Here is a 25,630-nt window from a genome sequence, read left to right as displayed (position 1 = left end):
CCGAAACGGACCATTGGCGGCGCTCCTTGCCGCAATCCCTGCCCGCCTCGCGCAAGCAAGGCCGGGCAGGATGCCGGGCTGGAATCAGCGTAGGCGTCAAAGGGACGGACAGAATGAACCGAGAGGTTTTCGAGGCGGCGCAGGCGGCGTATGCGAAGCATGAGTACATCGAAACGCTGACGATCCTGAACGACCTTATCGGCGAGACCAGCGCGCCCGAAGCATTTGTGCTGCTGGGCGAAGCGCTGGAAAAGCTCGGGCTGGCCACGGAGGCCGCGGAAGCCTTCAAGCAGGCAGCGGAGATCGACCCTGATTTAGGTCAGCGCCACCGGCTGCGCGCTGCAGAACTCTATTTCACAGCCGGCGATGACGATCAGGTGCAACTGATCGGCATGGGCCTGCTGAAAGCCCTGCCCGACGATCCGCAGCTTGCCTTTCTTCTGGCGCGCTCGTTTCGGCGCACCGGCGACAGCGCGCTGGTCGATCGCGTCAAACACACGCTTGTTTCAAGCGACGACAAAGACCATCTGATGCTCGCCGGCGAACTCTTTGCCGAGGAAGAGCGCGACCCGGCGGTGCTGACGCTGTTTCGCAAGCTGGCAGCACTTCAGCCGGACGATCCCTACACGCAGTTCAAATACATGGCCGTCGCCCGCGACTTCTGTGACTACGAGGCTCTTGCCGCGCTCGAAGAGCGCCTCGCAACCGCGCTTGCAAATGGCGATCTGTCGATGACCGAGGGCGAGACCGGTTATTCCAACCTGCTGCATTGCGGCGACGAGCGGCTGAACCGGCTGGCGACCAACAACCGCGACCTTGCGGTCAAACTCTCGCCCAGCCAGTCGCGCCAGCGGCGCATGCGGCCGCACACATGGGCGCAGAAGATCCGCGTCGGTTATCTCTCCAGCGATCTCTGGGACGACCACGCCACCATGCGCCTGTTCCAGAGCGTGCTTGAAGCCCATGACCGCGATCGTTTTGACGTCACGCTCTATTGTTATACGCCGGAGCGCTTCATCGGCTTTGACGGCGGCAATCGGCAGAAATGGGAACCGATCGTCTCGCTGCGGGACCTGACCGACCCGCAGGCCGCCGATCTGATAAGGGCGCGGGGCACGGATATTCTCGTTGACCTCAAGGGCCACACCGGCGGCTCGCGCGCCAATATTTTGAACCAGATGGCAGCCCCGGTTCAGGTGGCGTGGCTCGGCTTTCCCGGCAGCACCGTGAACATCGACCTCGACTATGTGATCGGCGACCCGATCGTCCTGCCCAACAGCTCAAAACCGCATTACCACGAGAAATTCTGCCGCCTGCCGGAAAGCTACCAGCCCAACGACCCGGTCTACCGCGCCCTGCCCCCGGCGACCAGCCGCGCGGAGCTCGGCCTGCCGGAAGATCGTTTTGTCTTTGCCGCCTTCAACACGGCGCGGAAAATCTCGCTGACGACGCTCGATCTCTGGGCAAATATTCTACATGAAGCCGAGAACGCGATTCTCTGGCTGATGCTCGATGGCGATGTGCCGAGATCCAATTTTCTGAAAGCCATGGCATCGCGCAATGTGTCGCCCAATCAAATCGTCTTTGCCCCGAAGACCGCCTATCCAGACCATATCGCACGCCTTCAGGCTGCCGATACCGGGCTCGACACATTTCCCTACAACGGCCACACGACCACATCCGACAAGCTTTGGGCCGGCCTGCCCGTGTTGACGGCACGGGGAACCAATTTTGCCTCACGGGTCTCCGAAAGCCTGCTCAACGCCATCGGCCTTTCCGAGCTGGTGGCGGAGACGCCAGCGGATTTCGTGGAGATGGCCGTGCGGCTGGCGAATGATCCGGCAGCGATGGCAGCCTTGAAGAAAACCATCGCAGCCAATCGCTTCACGGCGCCGCTGTTCGACGCCGAGCGCTTCTGCCGACATCTGGAAACGGCTTATGTGATGATGACCGAGCGGGCGAGAACAGGGCAACCGCCGGAGCATTTTGACATTCCGGCGATGCCGTCACGGACTGCGCCTTTCCGCTAAACGGCATGCGAAAGGCGGCCACACCGGCCGCCTTCCCGGACGTCGCGAACCCGGCTTAGCGCGAGGCCAGCCCGACGATCACACCGGTCGCGACCGAAATCAGCAGGTAGTTGTTGTCGACCCTGACCCATTCCTGGCCACGCGGCGGAGCCCGCAGCTTGTAGCGGCGGTAATCGTTGATCCGGGCAAACTGGCGACGCTCCGCCCGTGACAGCTTGTTGCCCCGCGCCCAGCGCTTCTTCACGACGACGCGCTTCTCGACGATTTTCTTGTTGCCCTGTTTATAGACCCGCTTCTCGACTTCGCGATGCTTGACCTGCGCGACTTCATAGCTGCCGGCGGCAACCGGCTGGGCCATAGCCATCGGCGCGGCGAGGAACGAGCTTGCGATCAATGCAATGAACAGACGTTTCATCGGTGTTTCCTTTCGTTTGACACAGCCGCAAAATAGGGCTGCAAAGATGAATGGAAACTGAAACCACGAATTACAAATTTGCAATGAAATCAGTTAATTATAACAATATCCTTATATAGGAATACAACATTCAGGATCGCCTATCGGGCTCCATCGAGAGCCTCATAGGCAAAGCTGTCGAAATCCGCAGGCCTGCCGCGCCCGGTAATATCGAAGGCGAAGAGCCCGACAAAAGCGCCGGTGAACGAGCCATGTTCGCCGCGCCCGCCTTCATCGGAAACAACGCCACCATCAAGCACAGGGCCCAGCGTCTGCCAGTCATTGGCCCCTTGCGGGCGCCAGAAGAACTGCAGGTCGTTGTCGTGTACCTCCAGGGCAAGATGCAAAGGGCCATCAGGCACGGCCATGCCGCTGTCAGCCGGAAAGCTCAGCTTTCCCTCAGGGAAATCGCCGGCGCAGGATAGGATCGTCACGACGCGGCCCAGCGTTTCATGGGCGGTCACGGCGAGAGCATGGAACTTGTAGCGATTGTAATAGTGTGTCAGGCCGGCGGCCTGCTGGTAGGTGTCGGGCGTGAACTCGACAACGGTTTCCGCGCGAAACCTATGATGCTCCTGGCGGCGCGCCACCAAAGCCTGCTCGAACCAGCTGCCGATACTTTCGCGCCCGAACAGGCGCAGGTGCCCGGCCCGCGATGACAGGGAAAAGATGCGATCCGGCGCCGGCGTGCGCAGCCATTGAAACTCGAGTGGCAGATCGGCACCGTCAAAATCGGTTTCGATTCTGGCAGGCCGCTCGATGGTCGCAGTCTCGAAGGGAGCGGGAACCTCGACGACCGGCACGACGCCGCCCTGCTCCAGATAAAGCCAGTCATCCTCGCGCCAGACGCATTTCTGCAACCCCGTTTCGCGCCCCAACGTGCAGCGGCGATAAGGCGCAAGGGGCCTGCCGGTCAGATGCGTGTGGTAGGCCTGCCCGTCCGGTGTCTCGACATACTGCCCATGGCCGGCCCTTTGCAGGATGGCATCCGGATCATCCTTAGAGGTGGTCAGATGGCCGTGCGGGTGCAGGTCGTATGGACCCTCGATCGAGCGGGCACGCGCCATGGTAACGACATGGTCATAGCCCGTTCCGCCCTCCGCCGTGGTCAGATAGATCCAGTCCTTGCGACGGAACAGATGCGGGCCTTCGACCAGCCCTTGGCCGCTGCCGGCGAAGATGTTGCGGACCGGGCCGATCAGCGATTTCGCCTCTGCATCCCATTCCTGCAAGAGGATACCGTCAAAAGCTGGAGAACCGGCATCGCCATAAAATGTTTCGCGCCGGTGGTTCCACTGCATGTTGAGGAACCATTTGCGGCCGTCCTCGTCGTGGAACAGCGAGGGGTCGAAGCCGGAGGAGTTGACGTAGATTGGATCCGACCAGTCGCCGTCGATCGTCGGCGATGTGACGATATAGTTGTGCGCATCCTTGAAGCTGCCGTCGAAGCGTTTGACGTCCGTATAGACCAGCCAGAACAGCCCGTCGGCATAGGAAAGGCAGGGTGCCCAGACGCCACAACTGTCGGGATTGCCACGCATGTCGAGCTGGCTTGCCCGCTCCAGCGGGCGACGAACGAGCGTCCAGTTCACGAGGTCGCGCGAATGGTGGATCTGCACGCCCGGATACCATTCGAAGGTGGAGGTGGCGATGTAATAGTCATTGCCGACGCGGCAGATCGACGGATCCGGATTGAAGCCCGGCAGAATGGGATTGCGAGATCGTCGTCATCGTCTGAAGCCGCCTTTTTACGCGCAGGAATCGAGATCGTGCCGCCAGCAGTTTTGCCCGGCCCGACGAACGTGCGCAACCTTGGCTTGGCCCGTTTCTGCCCAAGAGTTGAGCATATTCGCAAAGCCAATATGCGACTTTCGCATGACGCTTGCAGACCAACCGGGAAAATCATGATCCAGACTTGAATCACCCCTTGAAATCGGCAGTGTGATCGTGCTTGGCAAAAAACACGAAGAACCAGCCAATGCGGGGAGGAACCGAATGACACCGTTACTCGGCATAAGCCGACTGATCGACACCATCACCGAAGCCATCGGCAAGTCCGTTTCCTGGCTCATCCTGATCGCCGTTCTGGTCAGCGCCGGAAATGCCATCATCCGCAAGACATTCAACATGTCGTCGAATGCCTGGCTCGAAGCGCAATGGTACCTGTTCGGCGGCGCCTTTATGCTGGCCGCCGCCTATACGTTGCGGCAGAACGAGCATATCCGCATCGACGTCGTCTATGGTGCCTTTTCGCGCCGGGTGCAGCACTGGATCGACCTGCTCGGCCATTGCCTGTTCCTGATGCCCTTCGTGGCACTGATGATCTATTATCTCATTCCCTATGTGCTGATGTCCTATAATAACGGCGAGGTTTCCTCGAGCGCCGGCGGGCTGATCATCTGGCCGGCCAAGGGTATTCTGCTCGCCGGCTTCCTACTTCTCGCGCTGCAGGGCGTATCGGAAATCATCAAGAAGATCGCCATCATGCGCGGCGACATGGAGGATCCGACACCCTATGTGCCGACCCATGCCCCCTCGACATGGATACGACCGTCGAGGAGAAGCGCGTATGATCGAGTTTATCGCCCAGAACATGGCGCCGATCATGTTCGTCTCTCTCATCGTTTTCCTGCTTCTCGGCTACCCCGTCGCCTTTGCGCTGGCGGCGAATGGCTTAGTGTTTTTCATCATCGGCGTTGAACTCGCCCCCTATTCCGACTCGATCAATCTCTCCTGGCCTCTGCTGAATGCCCTTCCCGAACGGTTCTGGGGTGTGATGTCGAACGACACGCTGCTCGCCATCCCGTTCTTCACCTTCATGGGCATCGTGCTGGAACGCTCCGGCATGGCGGAAGACCTGCTCGACACGATCGGGCAGTTGTTCGGTCCGATCCGTGGTGGCCTTGCCTATGCCGTCATCTTCGTCGGCGCCCTGCTGGCCGCAACAACCGGTGTTGTGGCTGCCTCGGTCATCGCCATGGGCCTGATCTCGTTGCCGATCATGCTGCGCTACGGTTATGACCGCCGCGTCGCATCGGGCGTCATCGCCGCCTCCGGCACGCTCGCCCAGATCATTCCGCCGTCGCTGGTGCTGATCGTTCTCGCCGACCAGCTCGGCCGTTCTGTTGGCGACATGTATGCCGGCGCGCTGATCCCGGGCCTCATCCTGACTGGCCTCTACATGGGCTATATCCTGCTGATGAGCTTCATCCGGCGCGATTCCATGCCGGCCTTGCCTCTCGAGGCCCGCACGCTCGGACACGGTGTCACCTCCCTGATCGTTGCGCTGCTGGTTGCGGCAGGCATCGCCTATGCCGCCCATGTCTATTTTTCGCCTGCTCATGGCGACAATGCCGACATCCTCGGGGCCACCGTCGGCATCGCCTTCATCTATATCGTGGCGCTCATCGATCGCACGACGAAGACCAACATGATGTCACGGCTGGCCCAGCAGGTGATTATCGTCCTCATTCCGCCGCTGGCGCTGATCTTCCTCGTTCTCGGCACGATCTTCCTCGGCATCGCCACGCCCACCGAAGGCGGGGCCATGGGTGCGGTCGGCGCACTGATCATGGCGGCGGCTAAGGGACGGCTCAGCATGGACGTCATCAAGCAGGCGCTGGCTTCCACCACGCGGCTGTCGTCCTTCGTGTTGTTCATCCTCATCGGCGCGCGCGTCTTCTCACTGACCTTCTACGGGGTCAACGGCCATGTCTGGGTCGAGCATCTGCTCACCTCCATGCCCGGTGGCGAAGTCGGCTTCCTGATCGCGGTCAACCTGCTCGTCTTCTTCCTGGCCTTCTTCCTGGATTTCTTCGAGCTCGCCTTCATCATCGTGCCGCTTTTGGCTCCGGCTGCGAGCGCACTCGGCATCGACCTGATCTGGTTCGGCGTCCTGCTCGGCATCAACATGCAGACGAGCTTCATGCACCCGCCCTTCGGCTTTGCGCTCTTCTACCTGCGCTCCGTTGCCGCCAAGGTGCCCTATCTCGACAAGGTGACGGGCAAGACCATGCAGCCGGTCACCACAGGGCAGATCTATTGGGGGCGGTGCCGTTCGTCGGCATCCAGATCATCATGGTGGCGCTGACCATCATGTTCCCGCAGATGGTCATGCACTACAAGGGCGAAGGCACCGGCATCGATCCGGCAACGATCAAGATCGAGGTTCCGGGCTTCGGTTCCGGCAACGGCACGCCCGGCCTTGGCCTGCCCGACAATGGCGGCGGCCTTGGCCTTCCGGGCGGGCTCCAGCTTCCGGCGGGAAATCCGCTCGACGCCAAGCCTGCGGACGGCGCAAACCAGCAGCCGGAAACCAAGCCGGCCAATGATCTGAACACACCGCCTTCGTTTAATTGACGCGACGCGGCCGGGAAACCGGCAGCTTTTCACTTCGGAACCAATGCTAAAGAAAAGCCCCGGAACATCGCTGTTCCGGGGCTTTCGTTTAACGACAGGAGCGAGAGGCGGTTAAATCTTGCCGTTGCGCTGCTGGATCATCATGAAGGTATCGTAGTTGTATTCGGCGATCTGCGCGTTGAGGAAATACTCGCCGCGGAAGGCCTTGATCGAACCCCAGATCTTCTTGAAGGTCGGGTTGGATGCTTCCATCTCGGCATAGACCTCGTTCGATGCGTCGAAGCAGGCAGAGAGGATTTCCTGGCTGAACGGGCTGAGCTTGGCGCCGCCGGCCACCAGGCGCTTGATCGCCGAGGGGTTCAGGTAGTCATACTTCTGCAGCATGTTGGCATCGGCCGCCTGGCAGGCGGTACGCAGCAGAGACTGATAGGCCGGCGGCAGACCTTCGAAGGCTGCCTTGTTGAAAATCGCGTGAACCGTCGGGCCACCTTCCCACCAGCCGGGATAGTAGTAATACGGCGCGACCTTGTAGAAGCCAAGCTTCTCGTCGTCATAGGGTCCGACCCATTCGGCAGCGTCGATCGTGCCTTTTTCGAGCGACGGATAGATGTCGCCGCCGGCAATCTGCTGCGGCACGACACCGAGCTTCTCCATGACCTTGCCGGCAAAGCCGCCGATGCGCATTTTCAGGCCCTGAAGATCGGCGACCGTCTTGATCTCCTTGCGGAACCAGCCGCCCATCTGCACGCCGGTGTTGCCGCCGGGGAAGCCGATGAGGCCCTGGGCGCCCAGGAATTCGTTGAACATGTCGATGCCGCCGCCATGATACTGCCAGGCGTTCATGCCACGCGCGTTGAGCGCGAAGGGAACGGCAGCACCCAGCGCCCAGACCGGATCCTTGCCCCAGTAGTAGTAGGAGACGGTGTGGCAGGCTTCGACGGTGCCGGCGGCAGCCGCATCAGCGGCCTGAAGGCCCGGGACGATTTCACCGGCGGCGAAAACCTGGATCTTGAAATTGCCGTCCGTTGCTTCGGAGACATATTTCGAGATGACTTCCGCGCCGCCATAGATGGTATCGAGCGACTTGGGGAATGACGACGTCAGGCGCCAGTTGATCTTTGGCGTTGTCTGCGCGATTGCAGGCGCGGCCAGCGTGGTGGCAGCAACGGCTCCGACGCCGCCAAGACCTGCGCGCGTAATGAATGAACGGCGATCCATAGTTCCTCCTCTTGAATCCAACAACGGCAGGCCAGGAAACCCTTAGCCTTCTCCTCCGCCGGGGCAGCTTACACGCTGCCCCACTCATGTCCAGCAGGGCTTTTTCACCCTGCCCTCTACTTTTGTCTAAGATCACAAAAAACTCGACAAACGCCTAAAACATAGGCAAATCAACAGCCTGCGTCTATTCGAGTTCAGCCGACGAGGTCCAGAGATTGATGTCGGCTTCCTTGGCGTAGAGATTGATCTCGGCCAGTTCCTCGTCCGTGAAACTGTCGTTCTTCAGCGCATTGACGCAATCGACGATCTGCGTCGAACGGCTGGCGCCGATCAGGGCCGAGGTGATCCGCCCACCACGCAGCACCCAGGCAATTGCCATCTGCGCCAAGGTCTGGCCGCGCTTTTCGGCGATACCGTTGAGCTTGACGATGTTTTCGATGATCGATGGCTTGATGAAATCCTTCTTGAGGAAGTGATTCTGCGCGGCCCGGCTGTCGGTCGGAATGCCGTTCAGATATTTCGTCGTCAGCATGCCCTGCGCTAAGGGCGAAAAGACGATCGAACCGATGCCGAGGTCTTCCAGCGTATCGATGAGGCCGTCATCCTCGACCCAGCGGTTAAGCATGGAATAGCTCGGCTGATGGATGATGCAGGGCGTGCCGAGATCCTTGAGGATGGCCGCCGCCTCGCGGGTACGCTGCGAATTATAGGACGAGATGCCGACATAAAGCGCCCTGCCCGAGCGCACGATATGATCGAGCGCGCCGCAGGTTTCTTCGAGAGGCGTGTCCGGATCGAAACGGTGCGAATAGAAGATATCAACATAATCGAGGCCCATGCGCTTCAGGCTCTGGTCGCAGCTGGCGATCAAATATTTGCGGCTGCCCCATTCGCCATAGGGACCCGGCCACATATCATAGCCGGCCTTCGACGAGATGATCAGTTCGTCGCGCAGGCGCGCAAAATCCGTGCGCAGGATTTCGCCGAATGCCGTTTCAGCGCTGCCCGCGGGCGGGCCGTAATTGTTGGCGAGGTCGAAATGGGTGATGCCAAGATCGAACGCCGTGCGGCACATATCCACCTTGCGGTCATGCGCCGTATCATCGCCGAAATTGTGCCAGAGACCGAGCGAAATCGCCGGCAATTTCAGCCCGGTTTTGCCGCAGCGATTGTATTTCATCGTTTCGTAGCGATTATCCGCCGGTTGCCAGCTCATCGTTTTATCCTGCCCTGTGCTTGAAAATGTGCTTGAAAACGGAATTCCCGAAGCAGCGACGCTCCGGGAATGATGTTGATAAATCGGTATATTATGTGATGACGGTGCAAAGATAGAGTCCCTCACACCCCCAAATTTCGCCTATCGCAGCAGCGCGTTGGCTTCCTCGATACCAAGGGCGGCCGGCTGCGTGCAGGTGGTGGTGAGCTCGATGAACTGGCCGGTTTCGCCCGATTTCAGGATTGACACCATGACATCGACGCCGTGCAGTGCACGCTCCAGCGAGCAGCGCGCATCGCGGCCTTCGAGGATGGCAATCGCCATGTCGGCAAGGCCGGCGGTGCGGTAGTTCGCCATTGGCCCCTGCGGGTGTTCCTGGTTGTTGACCGAAAACGGATGCGCCCAGGTATCCAGAGGCTGGATATCCTTGTCGCGGCCGCTCGCCAGAACCGTCCCGCCGAAGAAATTCGGATCCGGCACGAAGAGCGAGCCTTCGGTGCCGTAAAGCTCCATGTTGGCATGGCGATGCGACCAGACATCCCAGCTGGCCGACAAGGTGATCGTCGCACCATTCTGGAATTCGAGCAGCGCGTGGATGTTGGTCGGCGTCTCGACAGGAATCACCTCGCCCTTGCGTGGCTCACTGGTGATGGTTCGGGTGTGATTGGCCATCGAGGTCAGCGCCGCAACGCGCTTCACCGGACCGATCAGGTTGATGAGGTTGGCGATATAGTAGGGACCGAGGTCGAGGATCGGGCCGCCGCCGGGCAGGAAGAAGAAATCCGGATTGGGATGCCACATCTCCATGCCTGCACTCATCACATGGCAGGTACCGGACGTGACGCGGCCGATCTTGCCTTGATCGACATAGTCACGCGCCAACTGGTGGGCCCCGCCAAGGAAGGTATCCGGAGCGCAGCCGACCTTGAGATTGTTGGCGACGGCAATACCGCGCAGCTGCTCGCCCTGCTCCAGCGAAAGAACCAGCGGCTTTTCCGAATAGACGTGTTTGCCGGCTTCCAGGATCATTTTGGAGACCGGGAAATGCGCGTCCGGGATCGTCAGGTTGACGACGATGTCGATCTCCGGATTGGCGAGCAGTTCCTCGATGGTCTGCGCCTTGACGCCATATTCGGACGCGCGGATTTCAGCGGCGGCCGGGTTGATGTCCGCGCAGGCAAGCACCTTGATGCCCTTGAACAGCGGAGACAGCTTGAAATAAGTGGTGGAAATGTTGCCGCATCCAATGATGCCGACGCCGAGTTCCTGTGTCATGGTCTTGTCTTTCTATATGTAGAACGGGCTCTTAGTAGGACTGGATCGAGGCGATCGAACGCTCGGCCGTTGCCTTGAAATCCTTGGGGTTATCGTGCTCGACGACGTAATATTTGACCGGTGTCGCGGCGAGCGCCGTAAACAGTTTCGCCCAGTCGACTGTGCCATGGCCGACATCGGCCCAACCGTCCTGGTCAGTGTTCTCGCCGGTGGCTGCGATGTCCTTGACGTGCACCGACGTGATACGGCTGCCGTATTTCTCGATCCAGGCGAAGGGATCGGCGCCTCCGCGGACGACCCAGGCGATATCCGCCTCCCAGGACAGGTCGGGACCGCCGGCGAAGATGTGATCCTGCGGCACGGAGCCATCGGAGAGGGCGAAGAACTCGAAGTCATGATTGTGCCAGCCGAAATCGAGCCCGGCGTCGCGGAAGGGCTTGCCCGCCGCCTGCAGGCGCTCACCAAATGCTCTCCAGTCGGCCGCATCCGTTGGGCGCTGATCAGGCAGCAGATAGGGGCAATAAATGGCGCGGATGCCGAGCGTATTGGCGATCTGCAGCACGCGGACCGGGTCCGCTTCCAGCATGTCGAGACCAAAATGAGCGGACGGCATGGTCAGGCCATTTGCGTCGAGGTCCTGCTTGAGGGCTTCGATGGCGGCATCATCAAGCGCGGCATAGAGCGCGCCGTAACCCTCGACCTGCTTGTAGCCGGCTGCCGCGACGGTCTTCAGCACATCGGACAGCGGCGGGAAATTGCGGGCACTGTAAAGTTGGAAACTGACGGTCTTCATGGGAACACTCCTCGTTAACGCGATTGGCCAGTATGAATGGATGGCCTCAGCCATTGCCCTGGCAGGATTGTAGGTCGAAGGCGGTAAAGCGCGGCACGCTGCCGGCTGCCTGTCCCGTCTTTGGTGTGAAACGGATGGTGCGGCTTTCGCCGGCGGTCAGATCGAACGCATTGTCGGAATAGCGCCCCTCGACATCCGCCTCGACCATCACGTGCAGCGCAAGACCACTGGCCCACACGGTGACGTCGATGCTTCCGTCGGTGTTTGCGGATGTCTCGAGCGAAAGCCCGGATGGCGCCAGATCGAGCGCCTTGTAGGTGCCGGGCACCTGATGCCCCGCGCCTGTCATGCCGTTTGAAGCCTCAAACGACCAGAACAACACCATGTCCTTCGGAATATCCGAAACCGGCAACCGCACCAGCGTATCGGCGCGATCCGGCGAACAGGTCCCGGCAGCCGCTACAAAGGGCTGTTTTTCGCCATCAAGCGACACCAGGAACGTCTGGAGCGTGATCGTCACCGGATCGGCCGTGTCGTTGACCATGGAAAAGGCGATCTCGCTGCCGTTATCCGAGGGAATGGCGGCAATATTGACCGGCTGGAAGAAGCGTCGCACCATGTAGTGCATGGCCTTCCAGTTGCCGCCGTAATCGAGACTTGCCCAGGAAGCGACCGGCCAGGTGTCGTTGAGCTGCCAGTAGAGCGTGCCCATACAATGCGGCTTCAGCGACCGCCAGAAATCGACGGCGGTGCGGATCGCAAGTCCCTGCTGGATCTGGCTCAGATAGACGAAGCTCGCAAAATCCTTCGGGAAGCGGAAATAGCGGAACATGGTGGCCGCGATGCGCTCGTTGCCGCCGGCATTCTTCTGGTGCGCCTCCATGACAGGCGAGGCGACGTTCAAGTCCTTTTGCTCGGCGAACTGCCGGACGATCGGCATCGACGTGTAGGACTGGAAACCAAATTCCGAGCAGAAGCGCGGACGCGCGCTGCGGTAATTGTCGAACGACTTGTTCTCGTGCCAGACGGACCAATAGTGCATGTCGCCGGCACCATCGGCGTGCCAGGCATCGCCAAAATTGAGCGGACCGACGGCTGGGCTCGACGGCCACCATATCGCCTCCGGCGCTGCCGCCTTCTTCATCGCCGTTTCGATGGTGCGGTTGAGACGATCATAGGAGACGAGGTAGCGGTCGCGGTCCTTGCGGCTTTCTTCAAACCAGGTCAGCGCGCCGACCAGCTCGTTGTCGCCGCACCAGATCGCAATGGAGGGATGCGAGGACAGGCGCTTGACCTGATATTCGACTTCCGCCGCGACGCTTTCGAGGAAATCCGGTGTTGACGGGTATAGATTGCAGGCAAACATGAAATCCTGCCAGACCATCAGCCCGAGGCGGTCGCAGAGGTCGTAGAACCAGTCCGGCTCGTAGAAGCCGCCGCCCCAGATTCGGATCATGTTCATATTGGCGTCAACGGCGGACTGAAGCAGATCCTCGACGCCATCAGGCGTCACGCGCGACATCAGGGCATCGGCGGGGATCCAGTTGGCGCCACGGCAGAAGATTTCGCGGCCATTGATGCGGAACGCGAACCGGCTGCCGGCTTCGTCCGGATCAGTCAGCAGTTCCACGGTGCGGAAGCCGATCTGGCGCGACACGCTTTGACCTGAGACTTCGACCGTCAGCACCGACAAGGCCTGCTCGCCACTGCCCGCCGGCCACCAGAGAACAGGATTTTCGACCGTGAACACATGGGTGACCTGCGTGTCGCCGGCATTGACAGCGCAATCGAGCCGTTCGCGCTGCCCGTCGAGCGCGAAATGCACGGCGGCGATGCCGGGCTCGCTGGCAAACAGGGCCACCGTGACCTGGAGATCGACGGCCCCGCTTTGCTGGAAAACCTGGCGCGTGGTGACGTGCTCGATCCGGGCACCGTCGATCTTTTTCAGCGCGATCGTTCCATAAATGCCAAGCGGCGCAATGGCGATGTTCCAGTCCCAGCCGAAATGGCACTGCGGCTTGCGCAGCATGTTGCCATTGGGGATCGGCGAATTGCCGGTCGAATAGGGAATATAGAAGGGCTGCTTTGCCTGACGCTCCGCACCAGCGGCAATCGAGGAATGCAGAACAATGCGCAGGCCGTTTTCGCCCTCGCGCAAGGCAAAGCCGACATCCGGCCGATGGCGCAGGAAACAATTGCTTGCCTCCAGCACAAGCTGGTCGTTGACGAAGACGGAGGCGACGGTATCAAGGCTTTCGATGTCGAGATACCAGTGCCCGCCGAGATCGGCAGCCTCCATCTCAAACGTCCGCTCGAGCACCCAATCCTTCTGCGCCACCCACTGCACGTCGTCTTCGTTGCGTCCCGCATAGGGATCGGCAATCACGCCGGCAATTTGGAGCGCGCTATGTACATCACCCGGAACGGCAATCGTCAGGGCATGACTGTTATCGCCGGACGCTAGCAGCCAGTCTCCGGAGAGATCAATATCGTTGCTCGAGATCATTTGGGTCATGCGAAGTTATCCAGGTGAGCATTCGGACGCGGCCGTGTCCCCTCTCCCACGGCGGCGGAAGAGGGCCGGTTCGGTCCACATATCATTCTGTTAAAGCCTGTTCTCCGTCTTTTCATCGAAGATCGAGGCGAGGCTCATATCGAAGGACAGCCGGACTGCCGTGCCCGGCGCATAACGCCGGGCGCCGGCGATGCGCACCGACATGGTCTGGCCGGCAAGTTTCAGCCAGAGCAGATTGTCCGCGCCCATCGGCTCCTCGATATCCACCACGGCATCGTGAATATCGGTGCCGGCAGGCGCCTCATCGACTTTCACATGTTCCGGACGGACACCGAGCACGACCTTGCGGCCGGTCTCGATCGGGCCGCGGGCCTTGTAGCTGTCGATCGACAGGTCGACACCATTGACCGACACGACCTTGCGGCCATTCCGCTCGACGATCTCGCCGCGGAAGAAATTCATCGACGGCGAACCGATAAAGCCGGCGACGAAGAGGTTTTCCGGCGTGTTGTAGATCGTCATCGGATCGGCGAGCTGCTGGATGACCCCGCCCTTCATGACCGCGATACGGTCGGCGAGCGTCAGCGCCTCGATCTGGTCGTGGGTGACGTAGATCATCGTGTTCTTCAGCGACTGGTGCAGACGCTTGATCTCGACGCGGAGCTCGGAGCGCAGCTTGGCATCGAGGTTGGAGAGCGGTTCGTCGAACAGGAAGACATCCACGTCACGGACCAGGGCACGGCCGATCGCGACCCGCTGGCGCTGGCCACCGGAGAGTTCCGATGGCTTGCGTTTCAGGAGCGGCTGGATCTGCAGGATTTCGGCAGCCCGCGCCACCCGCTTGTCGATCTCGGCCTGCGGCAGCTTGGCGACCTTGAGGCCGAAGGACAGGTTCCCCTCGACGGTCATCTGCGGGTAGAGCGCGTAGGATTGGAACACCATGCCGATGCCGCGGTCCTTGGGCTCTTCCCAGGTGACGTTTTTCTCCTTGATGAAGATCTGGCCTTCGGTGACGTCGAGCAGGCCGGCGATGCAGTTGAGAAGCGTCGACTTGCCGCAACCGGACGAGCCGAGAAGCACGAGGAATTCGCCATCGGCGACGTCGATATTCAGGTTGTCGAGCACGGTGACCGCGCCGAAGCTCAATGACAGATCCCTGACCGATACGCTGTTGCTGGTCATGTATTTACCCTTTCACTGCGCCGGCGGCGATGCCGCGGACGAAAAGCCGGCCGGAGACGAAATAAACGAACAGCGGCACGGCGCCCGTCAGGATGGTGGCGGCCATGTTGACGTTGTATTCCTTCACGCCCTGGACGGAATTGACGATGTTGTTGAGCTGCACGGTCATCGGGTAGTATTCGGGCCGCGTGAAGACCACGCCGAACAGGAAGTCGTTCCAGATGCCGGTAATCTGCAGGATCATCGCGACGACGAAGATGGGCAAAGCCATGGGCAGCATGATCTTGAAATAGATCATCCAGAACCCTGCCCCATCGATTCTGCGCCGCCTTGAACAGTTCTTCCGGCAGGGATGCGAAATAATTGCGGAACAGGAGCGTCAGGATCGGCATGCCGAAAATCGTATGCACGAGGATCAGGCCGGTGAGCGATCCGTAAAGTCCCATTTCCCTGAGCACGATAACGATCGGATAGATCATCACCTGGTAGGGAATGAAGGCGCCGACGATCAGGATGGTGAAGAACAGGTCCGCACCCTTGAAACGCCAGTTGGCAAGCGCGTAGCCGTTGATCGAAGCGATCGCGATGGAGACGACTGTCGAGGGAATGGTGATGCGCACGGAATTCCAGAACCCGCGCGAAAGACCATCGCAATTGAGGCCCGTGCAGGCGGTCGACCAAGCCTTGACCCAGGGCTCGAAGGTGATTTCGACCGGAGGCGAAAAGATGTTGCCAAGCCGGATTTCCGGCATGCCCTTAAGCGACGTCACGACCATGACGTAGAGCGGCAGTAGATAATAGATCGCGGCGAAGATCAGCGCGCCATAGAGCATGATGTTGCGCGGTGCGAGGACCGGGCGGGGCTTCTTGCCCTTCGGACCGGCGGCCAGTCTTGGCCCAGCAGAGATGGGGTTGAGAGCGGATGTATCAGCCACGCTTGCGTCCTCCGAATTCCAGGTAGGCCCAGGGCACAATGATGATGGCGACGGTGATCAGCATCATGGTCGAGGCAGCAAAGCCCTGACCGAGGTTCTGTGCCTGGAACATGTAATCGTAGACATATTTTGCAGGGACTTCAGACGCGATGCCGGGTCCGCCGCTGGTCTGGGCGACGACGAGATCGTAGACGCGGACAATGCCGCTGGCGATGATGACGAGCGTGGTGATGAAGACCGGACGCATCATCGGAATGATGATCTGGACATAGGTCCTCCACATCGGGATGCCATCGACGCGGGCGGCTTTCCAGATGTCTTCGTCGATACCGCGCAGGCCGGCCAGCATCAGGCACATCACCAGACCGGTGCCCTGCCACAGGGCGGCGATCAGGATGCCGTAGATGACGATGCTCGGATTATAGAGCGGATCGAAGGCAAAACTGGTCCATCCGAGCGAACGCACCACGGATTGCACGCCGAACTCGGGATTGAGAATCCACTGCCAGACGAGGCCGGTGACGATGAAGGACAGGGCGAAGGGATAGAGAAAGATCGTTCGGAAGGTGTTTTCGAACCTGATCTTCTGATCCATCAGGGCAGCCAGCACGAAGCCGATCAAAAGGCTGAAGATCAGCGAGAAGATGCCGTAGACGGCGAGATTCTGAATGGAGATGACCCAGCGCGGTGCCGCCCAGAGGCGCTCGTACTGGTCGAAACCGACAAAGCTCAGCCGCGGCAGGAGCTTGGAATTGGTGAACGAGTAGAACACCGTCCACAACGTGCCGCCCAAAAAGATGACGACGGCAGTGAGTATCATCGGAATTGAGGCAATCTTTGAATTGAGATTGCGCAGCAATTGGTTTGGCCGGCCGGCATTCGCTTGGCCCGTCATTGGCGGTTCCTCCCCCGAAACTCGATCTGTTCTGAAAAAGCGCTGCGAACGGACCCCGATCAGCAGGCTTTTGCTTTCCAGGCGCGCCTCCATCAGGAGGCAACGCGCCGAACATGTGCCGCACCCGCCCGCCCATCATAGGCGGGCCGGACAGGCCGGCTCCGAACACGGAACCGGCCTGCGGCAGACATTCACACTGGATCAGTCGGCGGAGCCGATGATGTCGGCGAAGCGCTTCTGCGCATCTTCCGGCGTCATCGAAGCATTGGCGAAGAACTCGGAGAAGAGGTCTTCCTTCTGCTTCTGGCTGTCGGCAGACAGAAGCTGGTCGGTGCCCTGGATCACATTGCCCTTTGCGAGGATTTCGAGACCCTTCTTCATGCAGTCATTGGCGGCGGCAAGATCGACGTCGCCGCGAACCGGCAGCGAGCCCTTCTTGAGATTGAAGGCGACCTGTGTCGTCGGACTGATCAGCGTCGAGGCAAGCACTTCCTGTGCCTTAGACTTCTCTTCGTCCTTCAACAGCGGGAAGTAAAATGCGTCACCACCGGTAGAGATGATCTCGTTGACGCCAAGACCCGGCAGGCAGGTGTAGTCGGTACCGGCCTTCTGGCCAGCCAGCTGGAATTCACCCTGCGCCCAGTCGCCCATGATCTGGCCGCCGGCCTTGCCGGTGATGACCAGATTGGTCGCCTGGTTCCAATCCTGGACATTGCTGCCCTTGGCCATCTTGCGGGCATCGTCGGCAGCCTTGAAGACCTTGGCGATCTCCGGCCCTGCGGCAACGTCCTCATCCTTGTCGCCAAACACCTTGTTGAAGACATCCTTGCCGGCAATCGCGACCATCAGCACGTCGAACGCACCGGCCGACTGCCACGGCTGACCACCGACGGCGAGCGGAACGATACCGGCCTTCTCGAGCGCCGGTGCGGCAGCAACGAATTCATCCCAGTTCTTCGGTACTTCGACGCCGGCTGTCTTGAACGCGGCGTTGGAAAGCCACAGCCACTGCCAAGAGTGGATGTTCACAGGCGCGCAATAGATTTTGCCGTCAATCGTGCAGCTGTCGAGCAGGCTCGACGGCTTGATGATATCCTTCCAGCCTTCCTTGGTCGCGATATCCGTCAGGTCGCGCATCAGGCCGGACTGCACCAGTTCCTCGGCCTGACGGCCATGGTTGAACTGGGTTGCTGCCATCGGATCGCCGCCCGTGATGCGGCTGACCATGATCGGCCGTGCCGTGCCGCCGGAACCGGCAATCGCGCCGTCTATCCATTTATTACCAGTAGCGTCAAAAGCCTTTGCCAGTTCCGCGACGGCGGCAGCTTCGCCACCCGATGTCCACCAATGGGTGACTTCCAATTCAGCTGCATTGGCCGGACCGAACGAAAAGGATACGCCTGCTGCGAGTACCGCAGCCAAAATCCGCAATTTCATGAGTTTTCCTCCCTCACTGTAACGTTGCCGTAAAAACCTATTTCAAACATTTATCAGACGCAACCACCACAACGGAAAATTCCCACAAAAATTTTACTCGCCTAAAAGGCGCACACAGCGATGAAATTTGAGGCACTCGCAGACGAATGTCGCAATGCGAAATATTCGCGCTTAACATACTGATATCAAGTATTCATTTCACATTTTTCTTTTACGAGATACCGAACTCGATTTCGCAAACGCAAAAAACAACGGCATTCATGCCTGATTCAACCGTGTGGAGAGATGGGATCCGTTGTCGCAAAAAAGCGCTCGACTTTGTTACTGTATCGTTACAGATTTTGAAAATTCCAATTTGTCGCAGTCGAGATGCCTCAACGTCACAAAATGTATATAACACCGATGGATGGCGACTGATGCGGTGCAGGCAGAGTGAATAGGGCCGGAAAAAGCCTATTGAGACGCCGCGGACAGAGCGGGAGACGTCACAAGGAAAGCAGTGGGGCATGACTGAGACGGCAAAAACAAGGACAGTGGTGGCAGCGCCATCCACCGACAGTCGCCCGACGCTGAAGACGATCGCCTTCATGACGGGGCTCGGCATCACCACCGTGTCGCGAGCCCTAAAGAACGCACCCGATATCGGCGCGGAAACCAAGGAACGCGTCAGGTTGGTGGCGGCACAGGTGGGATATCATCCCAATCGCGCCGGCGTTCGCCTTCGGACCGGAAAGACCAACGTCATCAGCCTGATCCTCAGCCTCGAGGAGGAAATCATCGGCCTCACCAGCCCGATGGTGGTCGGTATATCCGAAATTTTGGCCTCGACTCAGTATCATCTGGTCATCACACCCTACAGCGCCCGCAGCGACCCGCTCGACCCGGTCCGCTACGTTCTGGATACCGGCGCCGCTGACGGCGTCATCATTTCCCGTACGGAACCCAAGGATCCCCGCGTGGCATTGATGATGGAGCGGAACTTTCCGTTCGGAACCCATGGCCGGACCGAGATGGGGCTGACACACCCCTATCATGACTTCGACAATGAGCGTTTCGGCTACGATGCCGTCCGGCGGCTGGTCGAACGCGGCCGGCGCAGGATCATGCTGCTGCATCCGCCGCCATATCTCACTTATCACCTGCACATGCGCGCCGGCTTCGAGCGGGGCTTGAGGGATTTTGGTGCGATTGCCGTGCCGTTCAACAATGTCGATCTAGACAACAGCCTTGCCGACATCCGCGAGGCCTGCGAGGCGGTCATGCGCGGGCCGGATGCGCCTGACGGTGTCATCTCCGGTAGCGGCGGCGGCGCCGTGGCTCTGGTCGCCGGTATCGAGGCCGCCGGTCGGAAACTCGCGCGCGACGTCGATATGGTTTCAAAGCAGTCCAATGATTTCCTCAACTGGCTGCGGCCGGAGGTTATCACCTTGCGCGAAGATTTCCGGCTTGCCGGCCGCGAACTGGCAAAAGCCGTGATTGCCCGGATCGAAGGGCGCTCGATTGGAGAGTTGCAGACATTGAGTTTTCCCATTCCACAGAACTGACGTCGCAATTCGAGAACTGGGTACAAACAACAACGGCCGCTGAAGCGATCAGCGGCCGTTGTTGTTTGTTCGATCAACGCCATTTCATACAGTTTCCGGCTGATCGCTTCGCGAACCGGAAACAAGAACCATCGAAAATCTCTGGCCGGAAGACCAGATTTTCAATGGACGGAATATGGTTTCCGGTCTGATCAACCGGAAACCATATCAGGCGTTGAGACCGCTGCCCCAGGGGCCGTGATGCGAGATCGGCGCCGTCAATACGATCAAAACCATGGGCGCCGAAGAAATCGCGCTGGGCCTGGATGACGTTGGCCGTGCCTCGGCCGCGGCGGTAGCTGTCGAAATAACCGAGCGCCGATGCCAGGGCCGGAACCGGCAGACCACCGAGCACGGCAGCCGAGACGACACGCCGCAGCGCGCCATCGCTGTCCTTGACCATCGTAGCAAAAGCCGGTGTCACGATCAGATTGGCGACATGCGGGTCCTTGGTGAAGGCCGTGGTAATCTCGTCCAGGAACTGCGAGCGGATGATGCAGCCGGCACGCCAGATCTTGGCAATCGTCGGCATCGGCAGGTTCCAGCCGAACTCCTTCGATGCGGCTGACAGGACAGCAAAGCCCTGCGCATAGGCGCCGATCTTGGAGGCCAGCAGCGCGCTTTCAAGGTCTTTCAGGAATGCCTCCCTGTCGGCCACCTTGAATTCGCCGACCGGCGGCAGGCCGAGCACTTTTTCAGCCGCGACACGTTCGTCCTTCATTGAGGAGATGCTACGCGCAGCAACGGCGGCTTCGATGCCGGTTGCGGGGACGCCCATGTTCTGCGCCTCGATGACAGACCATTTGCCAGTACCCTTCTGGCCGGCCTTATCAAGGATGAGATCGACGATCGGCTTGCCCGTGATCGGGTCGGCGGCTTTCAGAACAATCTCGGAAATTTCGATCAGATAGGAATTCAGCCGGCCTTTGTTCCAGGTACCGAAGACGTCTCCGATCTCGGTGGCGCTCATCTTGAGGCCATCGCGCAGGATGCCATAGATTTCGGCGATCATCTGCATGTCGGCATATTCGATACCGTTGTGGATCGTCTTAACGAAATGCCCGGCGCCGTTTTCGCCAAGCCAATCAACGCACTGCACGCCGTCATATTTGGCGGCGATCGAGGTCAGCACTTTCTCGACGCGCTTCCAGGATTCTTCCTTGCCGCCGACCATGATCGACGGGCCGTGGCGCGCCCCTCTTCGCCGCCGGAGACGCCCATGCCGATGAAGGTCAGACCGCTGTCCTTGAGATTTTCAAAACGGCGCATTGTGTCGCGGAAATTCGCATTGCCCGCATCGATCATGATGTCGTTGTTTTCGAGATAAGGCTTCAGCAATTCCATCTGCTGATCGACCGGATCACCGGCCTTGATCATGATGATGATCGGGCGCGGCGGCCGGATGGCAGCTACGAATTCCTCGATCGTTTCACACGGAACGATCTGGCTCTGGAGGCTGCCGGCATCGGCGTAAAATTTGCGGGTCGCATCGACCGTGCGGTTGAAAACCGCGATCTTGTTGCCCTTTTCGGCAATGTTTAGCGCCAGATTCGATCCCATAACGCCGAGCCCGATCAGCCCGATTTCCGCCTGTGCCACGTGTGTGCCTCCGTTAGACTTTGGTTGAGCGAGTTTTGGCATTCAAATCGATTAACGACAAGCGATTGTTCGATAAATGCAGCAGATTTAGGGGGCATCCCAGAAGCGATGCAGGCACGCATCAAGACTTCGGCGTGACAGGTGAAACTTGTGCAGGACTACACATTCGTAACAAGCGGGATTGCCAAAAACGCGACTTCCGCGGAAGGTCCGACAACGGCTCAACCCCCGTGAAATGCGTCACCGCTTTTGAGGCGCGCGACCGCAAAAGCCCGAGGACAACAGGAAATTTCATGGCCCTGATGGACGCGAAAATTATTCATATCGGCATCGACCGACCCACCGACGCCGTCTATGCCTTTGCGTCCCGGCCGGAAAACATGCCGCTCTGGGCATCTGGCCTTGCATCCGGCCTGAGGCAGACGGAAGACGGCTGGATTGCCGAAGGCGCGCTCGGCGATATACGGATCCACTTTGCCCCGGACAACAGCTTTGGCATCATAGATCACACGGTCGTGCTGCCTTCGGGCGAGGCGGTCTTCAACGCCCTGCGCGTTGTACCGAACGGCAGCGGCACTGAGGTCATGTTTACGCTGTTGCGGCAGGACGGCATGAGCGCCGAGCAGTTCGATGCAGACGCCGCCTGGGTCGTGAAGGATCTGACGACTTTGAAAACAATTCTGGAACGGGAAGGACAGTCAAAATGAGCCATAAGGGCACAGACAGACAGATCGACAATATCGAATTTGTCGTTGCGGACATCGAACGGTCGAAAGCGTTTTACGGTCCGGTCTTCGGTTGGCGCTTCACTGATTTTGGCCCGGCCTATTGCGAATTCACCGACGGCCGGTTGACCGGAGGATTTACTCCGATCGGCACCATCAGACCGGGTGGGCCGCTCATCATTCTCTACGCCGATGATCTCGCGGCAACGCAAAGCCGGATCGAAGCCGCGGGCGCAAAAATCGTGGAGCCTGTCTTTTCGTTTCCCGGAGGACGACGCTTTCATTTCCAGGATCCCGACGGCTATGAACTCGCGGTCTGGTCGGACAAATGAAATGCTTTCGTCAGGCGGCGATGGCTCGCCGTCTGTCGGCTATTTCCTGAAGCACAATGATCGCACCGATCAGCTTGCCGGTGCCGGAGCGGCAAGGGTTCATCCGGCAGCGGACGACAATGGTGCGTCCCTTCATTTCCTTGGAGAAGGTATAATCGACGGCCTCGCCGGCAAAACACTTGTCGAGGTTCGGCTTGACACGCTGCTCGAACCGCTGGATGCCGACGAACTCGACGATATGCCGCCCCACAAGATCGATGGGCCTGAGTTCAAGCCGGTCAGCATTAACAGGATTGGTGTAAAGATACCGATAGTCCGGCGTGATCACTGCGATCCGGTCGGGTAGGCAGTCGAGAATGGCCTCATTGAGAAAGCCTTCATCCGCCCTGCCCTTGAACACTGCGGCAGCCGATTGGGACATGGGTAGCCATCGGGCGGATTCATCGTCGGCTGCGACATCGGAGAAATAGCGATCGACAAGCGCCTTGAGAATGGTCGAGTGGCGAAGCACGCAGGACATGTCATCGGCCTCTTTTTGCAACAGGTCGATGAGCAACTGAAACTGCAGCCGGGCATCGGCAACATTGCCTGCCTTAGCCTCATATATTTCCCGGAGAATGGGGTCGATTTCACGGTCGAGAATACTTGTGAGCACTTCATCACCGGAGCGGACGGCAAGTTGCAATTGCGAATATTTGAACCAGAAAAGCCCAATAATATCTTTCAACTCCACCCTCCAAGATCATGCGATACCGCATCGATACCGTGCACCAAACCGTCGCTGCAAAACAGCGCCGAATTCTTGCCGCCTTGAGTGGCAGAATGCCCTGCCGGACAAACTTTCAAAGCGCTATTGAGCTAAATTTGCCACATGCTTTTACACGCATTGAACCCATGTTCAACAAGAGTATGACAACCGGAAACGTTGTCGGAAAAGTTTATCTTGTCCCTGACGCGAAATGCCGCAGCCATTGCACGTGAACGCAAGAACGAGGAACGAAAGAACATCTTAAAGTTGATTCTAACAGAAAAACAACCACACGTAAATGGGAGCTTGATTGCATCGCGCACGGCGAATCGCAAAGGGTTTAGTCGACCAGTTGCCGCTTGATGTTCCAGCGGTCATGGTACCAAAGCCACTGGCCCGGATATTCCCGCACCCAGCTTTCGACCTTGTCGTTCAGCACCTGCGCCGTGGCATTGACATCGACGCTTCCGTCTTCCTTGCGCGGAATATCGATGGCCGGCTCCAGTTCAAGCCGGAAACGACCGCCCGGCAGCCGGATGCAGCGCGCCGGATAGACCTCGCAGCCGAACTGCCGCACCAGCTTGGCGACGAGCGGATTGGTCTGGACGTCATTGTTGAAGAACTTCGTCTTCAGGCCGCGCCCGAATTTCTGGTCGACGAGCACGCCGACCGCACCACCCTTTTCCAGCTGTCTGGCAAGCGTGAACGAGGAGCCGGCATGCGAAGGCACAAGATTGCCCATGCGACGCTTGCGGAACTCGAAGACCTTCTTGGCGATGTAGGGATTGTTCGGCGGACGGAAGAGCACAGTCACATCCAGCCCGAAGGACGCGCCCGCAACCGGCAGCATCTCGAAATTTCCGCTATGGGCGGTGAACACGATGAACGGACGGGGATTATCACGCAACTCGATAAACAGCGGAATGCCGGAGACTTCGACGCGACCGGGCGTGGCCTGCTCCGGATCAAAATCGAACAGCGTGTCGAGAAAGGCATATTCCGCCGCAAGCCGGCCGATACTGCCCCAGCTTTCCAGCGCAATAGCCTCAAGCTCGGCCTCCGATTTTTCCGGAAAGGCATTGCGCAGGTTGGCCATGGTCAGCTTGTGACGCTTGGTCTTCGGGCCGATCCAGCGCGTGAAGCGGTCCATGAAATTCATAGCCGCGTCCACCGGGAACAGCTTCAGGATCGCCAGCGGCACGAACATCAGCTGCGCGATCAGCCATTGCCGAAGGTGATCCGCGGACAGAACCAGACGAGTGACAAGCATGCGCACGGCGATCAGTCCATCCTCAGGACGATCTTGCCGAACACCTGACGCGATTCCATGCGCTCCAGCGCCTTGTCGATCTCGGTGAAACCGACTTCCGTATCGATAACAGGATGAACAAGACCGCGTGCCATCTTCTGCATGGCGTTCGCCATGTTCTCCATGCGGCAACCAAACGAGCCGAGCAGTTTCAATTGCTGCTGGAACAGCATCATCAGGTTCATTTCGGTCGAAACGCCTGATGTCGAGCCGCAGGTGACCAGGCGACCACCGCGCTTCAAGCAGAACATCGAGGCGGCGAAGGTATCCTTGCCGACATGTTCGAAAACAACATCGACGCCCTTTTTCTTGGTGAGCTTGCGCACCACGCCTTCGAAACGGTCGGTGCGGTAGTTGATGACGTGATCGGCGCCAAGCGCCTTGGCTCTCTCGATCTTGTCATCGGAGCCGACGGTGGTGATGACCGTGCAGCCAATCTTCTTGGCAAGCTGGATTGCTGCCGAGCCGATGCCGGAACCGCCGGCATGGATGAGGATCGTTTCGCCGGGCTCAAGCTTGGCATTGTCGAACAGCATGTGCTCGACGGTGCCGAAGGTCACAGGCGCGAGCGCCGCGGCCACCGCATCGACGCCGGGAGGCGCCGGCACCAGCAGCCGGGCCGGCAGATTGACCTTTTCCTGCGCAAAACCGTCGAGATGGAAGCCGTGTACGCCGCCGACATGTTCGCAGAGATTGTCGCGACCCTCGCGGCAGGGACGGCAGAGGCCGCAGGTGCGGGCGCCATAGATCGAGACCAACTGCCCCGGAAGCACGCTGGAAACGCCGGGGCCGATCTGGTCAACGACGCCGGAAGCTTCCGCACCGATGACGAGCGGCATCTTGCGCTTGGCGAACGCCATGCCGCGCCAGCCCCAGACGTCGATGTGGTTGAGCGCGACCGCCTTGACCCGCAGAGTGACCTCGCCCGGGCCGGGAGCGTTCGGTTCCGGAACGTCGGTGATTTCGAGCTTGCGGTCATCGAGCAGTTGCAGGGCGCGCATGATAGATCCTTTGCCTTTCCGGCA

17 protein-coding genes and 4 pseudogenes are annotated in these 25,630 nt (G+C 59.5%); 6 read left to right on the top strand and 15 right to left on the bottom strand.

Annotation, left to right across the window (positions count from 1 at the left end; genetic code table 11):
- Positions 1-113: 113 nt before the first annotated feature.
- Entirely contained in the window at positions 114-2,030 is a 1,917-nt protein-coding gene (locus P6U16_RS20680; RefSeq protein ID WP_277702026.1) for a glycosyl transferase, read from the top strand.
- Positions 2,031-2,085: 55 nt separating this feature from the next.
- Here the strand turns inward: P6U16_RS20680 and P6U16_RS20675 are convergent, their stop codons facing one another.
- Both P6U16_RS20675 and P6U16_RS20670 read right to left on the bottom strand, forming a co-directional pair.
- Complete coding sequence (locus P6U16_RS20675) at positions 2,086-2,445, bottom strand: RcnB family protein (protein WP_277702025.1); 360 nt, start codon at positions 2,443-2,445, stop codon at positions 2,086-2,088.
- A gap of 140 nt (positions 2,446-2,585) precedes the next feature.
- Positions 2,586-4,193 (bottom strand): glycoside hydrolase family 43 protein, encoded by a 1,608-nt coding sequence (locus P6U16_RS20670; RefSeq protein WP_277703928.1) that lies wholly within the window; start codon positions 4,191-4,193, stop codon positions 2,586-2,588.
- Positions 4,194-4,479: 286 nt separating this feature from the next.
- Between P6U16_RS20670 and P6U16_RS20665 the strand changes: the two are divergent.
- Positions 4,480-5,019 (top strand): annotated as a pseudogene (locus P6U16_RS20665) (TRAP transporter small permease subunit); the annotation flags it as partial.
- Between the two features lie 34 nt (positions 5,020-5,053).
- Positions 5,054-6,843 (top strand): annotated as a pseudogene (locus tag P6U16_RS20660) (TRAP transporter large permease subunit).
- Between the two features lie 111 nt (positions 6,844-6,954).
- Here P6U16_RS20660 and P6U16_RS20655 read toward each other — a convergent pair.
- From P6U16_RS20655 to P6U16_RS20615, 9 genes and pseudogenes are all read right to left on the bottom strand, one after another.
- Positions 6,955-8,061, bottom strand: coding sequence for a TRAP transporter substrate-binding protein (locus P6U16_RS20655; RefSeq protein ID WP_277702024.1), 1,107 nt, complete (start codon positions 8,059-8,061; stop codon positions 6,955-6,957).
- Positions 8,062-8,245: 184 nt separating this feature from the next.
- Positions 8,246-9,277, bottom strand: a complete 1,032-nt coding sequence (mgrA, locus tag P6U16_RS20650) for an L-glyceraldehyde 3-phosphate reductase (protein WP_277702023.1) — start codon at positions 9,275-9,277, stop codon at positions 8,246-8,248.
- Between the two features lie 141 nt (positions 9,278-9,418).
- Entirely contained in the window at positions 9,419-10,552 is a 1,134-nt protein-coding gene (locus tag P6U16_RS20645) for a Gfo/Idh/MocA family oxidoreductase (RefSeq protein ID WP_277702022.1), read from the bottom strand.
- 31 nt (positions 10,553-10,583) lie between these two features.
- On the bottom strand, positions 10,584-11,345 hold the full coding sequence (locus tag P6U16_RS20640) for a sugar phosphate isomerase/epimerase (protein ID WP_277702021.1): 762 nt from the start codon (positions 11,343-11,345) through the stop codon (positions 10,584-10,586).
- Positions 11,346-11,391: 46 nt separating this feature from the next.
- Positions 11,392-13,860 (bottom strand): glycoside hydrolase family 2 protein, encoded by a 2,469-nt coding sequence (locus P6U16_RS20635; protein WP_277702020.1) that lies wholly within the window; start codon positions 13,858-13,860, stop codon positions 11,392-11,394.
- A 90-nt stretch (positions 13,861-13,950) separates the two neighbouring features.
- Entirely contained in the window at positions 13,951-15,042 is a 1,092-nt protein-coding gene (locus P6U16_RS20630; RefSeq protein WP_277702019.1) for an ABC transporter ATP-binding protein, read from the bottom strand.
- 4 nt (positions 15,043-15,046) lie between these two features.
- Positions 15,047-15,875 (bottom strand): annotated as a pseudogene (locus P6U16_RS20625) (carbohydrate ABC transporter permease).
- A 94-nt stretch (positions 15,876-15,969) separates the two neighbouring features.
- Positions 15,970-16,872 carry a sugar ABC transporter permease gene (locus P6U16_RS20620; RefSeq protein ID WP_277702018.1) on the bottom strand — a complete coding sequence of 301 codons (903 nt, stop codon included), beginning with the start codon at positions 16,870-16,872 and terminating at the stop codon, positions 15,970-15,972.
- A 201-nt stretch (positions 16,873-17,073) separates the two neighbouring features.
- On the bottom strand, positions 17,074-18,309 hold the full coding sequence (locus P6U16_RS20615; protein ID WP_277702017.1) for an ABC transporter substrate-binding protein: 1,236 nt from the start codon (positions 18,307-18,309) through the stop codon (positions 17,074-17,076).
- A 506-nt stretch (positions 18,310-18,815) separates the two neighbouring features.
- Between P6U16_RS20615 and P6U16_RS20610 the strand changes: the two genes are divergently transcribed.
- A complete protein-coding gene (locus P6U16_RS20610; protein WP_277702016.1) occupies positions 18,816-19,853 on the top strand; it encodes a LacI family transcriptional regulator in 1,038 nt (345 codons plus the stop codon).
- Between the two features lie 207 nt (positions 19,854-20,060).
- On the opposite strand, the pseudogene gndA reads toward P6U16_RS20610, so the two are convergent.
- Positions 20,061-21,491 (bottom strand): annotated as a pseudogene (gene gndA, locus P6U16_RS20605) (NADP-dependent phosphogluconate dehydrogenase).
- A 293-nt stretch (positions 21,492-21,784) separates the two neighbouring features.
- Here gndA and P6U16_RS20600 point away from each other — a divergent pair.
- Positions 21,785-22,198 (top strand): SRPBCC family protein, encoded by a 414-nt coding sequence (locus P6U16_RS20600; RefSeq protein WP_277703927.1) that lies wholly within the window; start codon positions 21,785-21,787, stop codon positions 22,196-22,198.
- On the top strand, positions 22,195-22,548 hold the full coding sequence (locus P6U16_RS20595; RefSeq protein WP_277702015.1) for a VOC family protein: 354 nt from the start codon (positions 22,195-22,197) through the stop codon (positions 22,546-22,548). The genes P6U16_RS20600 and P6U16_RS20595 overlap by 4 nt, the downstream gene beginning before the upstream one ends.
- Before the next feature lie 10 nt (positions 22,549-22,558).
- Here the strand turns inward: P6U16_RS20595 and P6U16_RS20590 are convergent, their stop codons facing one another.
- From P6U16_RS20590 to P6U16_RS20580, 3 genes are all read right to left on the bottom strand, one after another.
- Entirely contained in the window at positions 22,559-23,281 is a 723-nt protein-coding gene (locus P6U16_RS20590; protein ID WP_277702014.1) for a PAS domain-containing protein, read from the bottom strand.
- Between the two features lie 355 nt (positions 23,282-23,636).
- The gene (locus P6U16_RS20585; RefSeq protein ID WP_277703926.1) at positions 23,637-24,566 is read right to left on the bottom strand and encodes a lipid A biosynthesis lauroyl acyltransferase; all 930 of its coding nucleotides are present in this window, start codon (positions 24,564-24,566) and stop codon (positions 23,637-23,639) included.
- A gap of 11 nt (positions 24,567-24,577) precedes the next feature.
- Complete coding sequence (locus P6U16_RS20580; protein WP_277702013.1) at positions 24,578-25,606, bottom strand: zinc-binding dehydrogenase; 1,029 nt, start codon at positions 25,604-25,606, stop codon at positions 24,578-24,580.
- Between the last annotated feature and the right edge of the window lie 24 nt (positions 25,607-25,630).

The sequence above is a fragment of the Rhizobium sp. 32-5/1 genome (assembly GCF_029537235.1).
Lineage (GTDB): Bacteria > Pseudomonadota > Alphaproteobacteria > Rhizobiales > Rhizobiaceae > Pararhizobium.
Note: the sequence above shows the minus strand (reverse complement) of the source record. Positions and strands in the feature narration are given on the sequence as shown.

Bases quoted from the DNA above. Each gene is read 5' to 3' on its own strand.
- P6U16_RS20680 (WP_277702026.1), top strand. From the start codon at position 114: ATGAACCGAGAGGTTTTCGAGGCGGCGCAGGCGGCGTATGCGAAGCAT.
- P6U16_RS20675 (WP_277702025.1), bottom strand. From the start codon at position 2,445: ATGAAACGTCTGTTCATTGCATTGATCGCAAGCTCGTTCCTCGCCGCG.
- P6U16_RS20655 (WP_277702024.1), bottom strand. From the start codon at position 8,061: ATGGATCGCCGTTCATTCATTACGCGCGCAGGTCTTGGCGGCGTCGGA.
- mgrA (WP_277702023.1), bottom strand. From the start codon at position 9,277: ATGAGCTGGCAACCGGCGGATAATCGCTACGAAACGATGAAATACAAT.
- P6U16_RS20645 (WP_277702022.1), bottom strand. From the start codon at position 10,552: ATGACACAGGAACTCGGCGTCGGCATCATTGGATGCGGCAACATTTCC.
- P6U16_RS20640 (WP_277702021.1), bottom strand. From the start codon at position 11,345: ATGAAGACCGTCAGTTTCCAACTTTACAGTGCCCGCAATTTCCCGCCG.
- P6U16_RS20635 (WP_277702020.1), bottom strand. From the start codon at position 13,860: ATGACCCAAATGATCTCGAGCAACGATATTGATCTCTCCGGAGACTGG.
- P6U16_RS20630 (WP_277702019.1), bottom strand. From the start codon at position 15,042: ATGACCAGCAACAGCGTATCGGTCAGGGATCTGTCATTGAGCTTCGGC.
- P6U16_RS20620 (WP_277702018.1), bottom strand. From the start codon at position 16,872: ATGACGGGCCAAGCGAATGCCGGCCGGCCAAACCAATTGCTGCGCAAT.
- P6U16_RS20615 (WP_277702017.1), bottom strand. From the start codon at position 18,309: ATGAAATTGCGGATTTTGGCTGCGGTACTCGCAGCAGGCGTATCCTTT.
- P6U16_RS20610 (WP_277702016.1), top strand. From the start codon at position 18,816: ATGACTGAGACGGCAAAAACAAGGACAGTGGTGGCAGCGCCATCCACC.
- P6U16_RS20600 (WP_277703927.1), top strand. From the start codon at position 21,785: ATGGCCCTGATGGACGCGAAAATTATTCATATCGGCATCGACCGACCC.
- P6U16_RS20595 (WP_277702015.1), top strand. From the start codon at position 22,195: ATGAGCCATAAGGGCACAGACAGACAGATCGACAATATCGAATTTGTC.
- P6U16_RS20585 (WP_277703926.1), bottom strand. From the start codon at position 24,566: ATGCTTGTCACTCGTCTGGTTCTGTCCGCGGATCACCTTCGGCAATGG.
- P6U16_RS20580 (WP_277702013.1), bottom strand. From the start codon at position 25,606: ATGCGCGCCCTGCAACTGCTCGATGACCGCAAGCTCGAAATCACCGAC.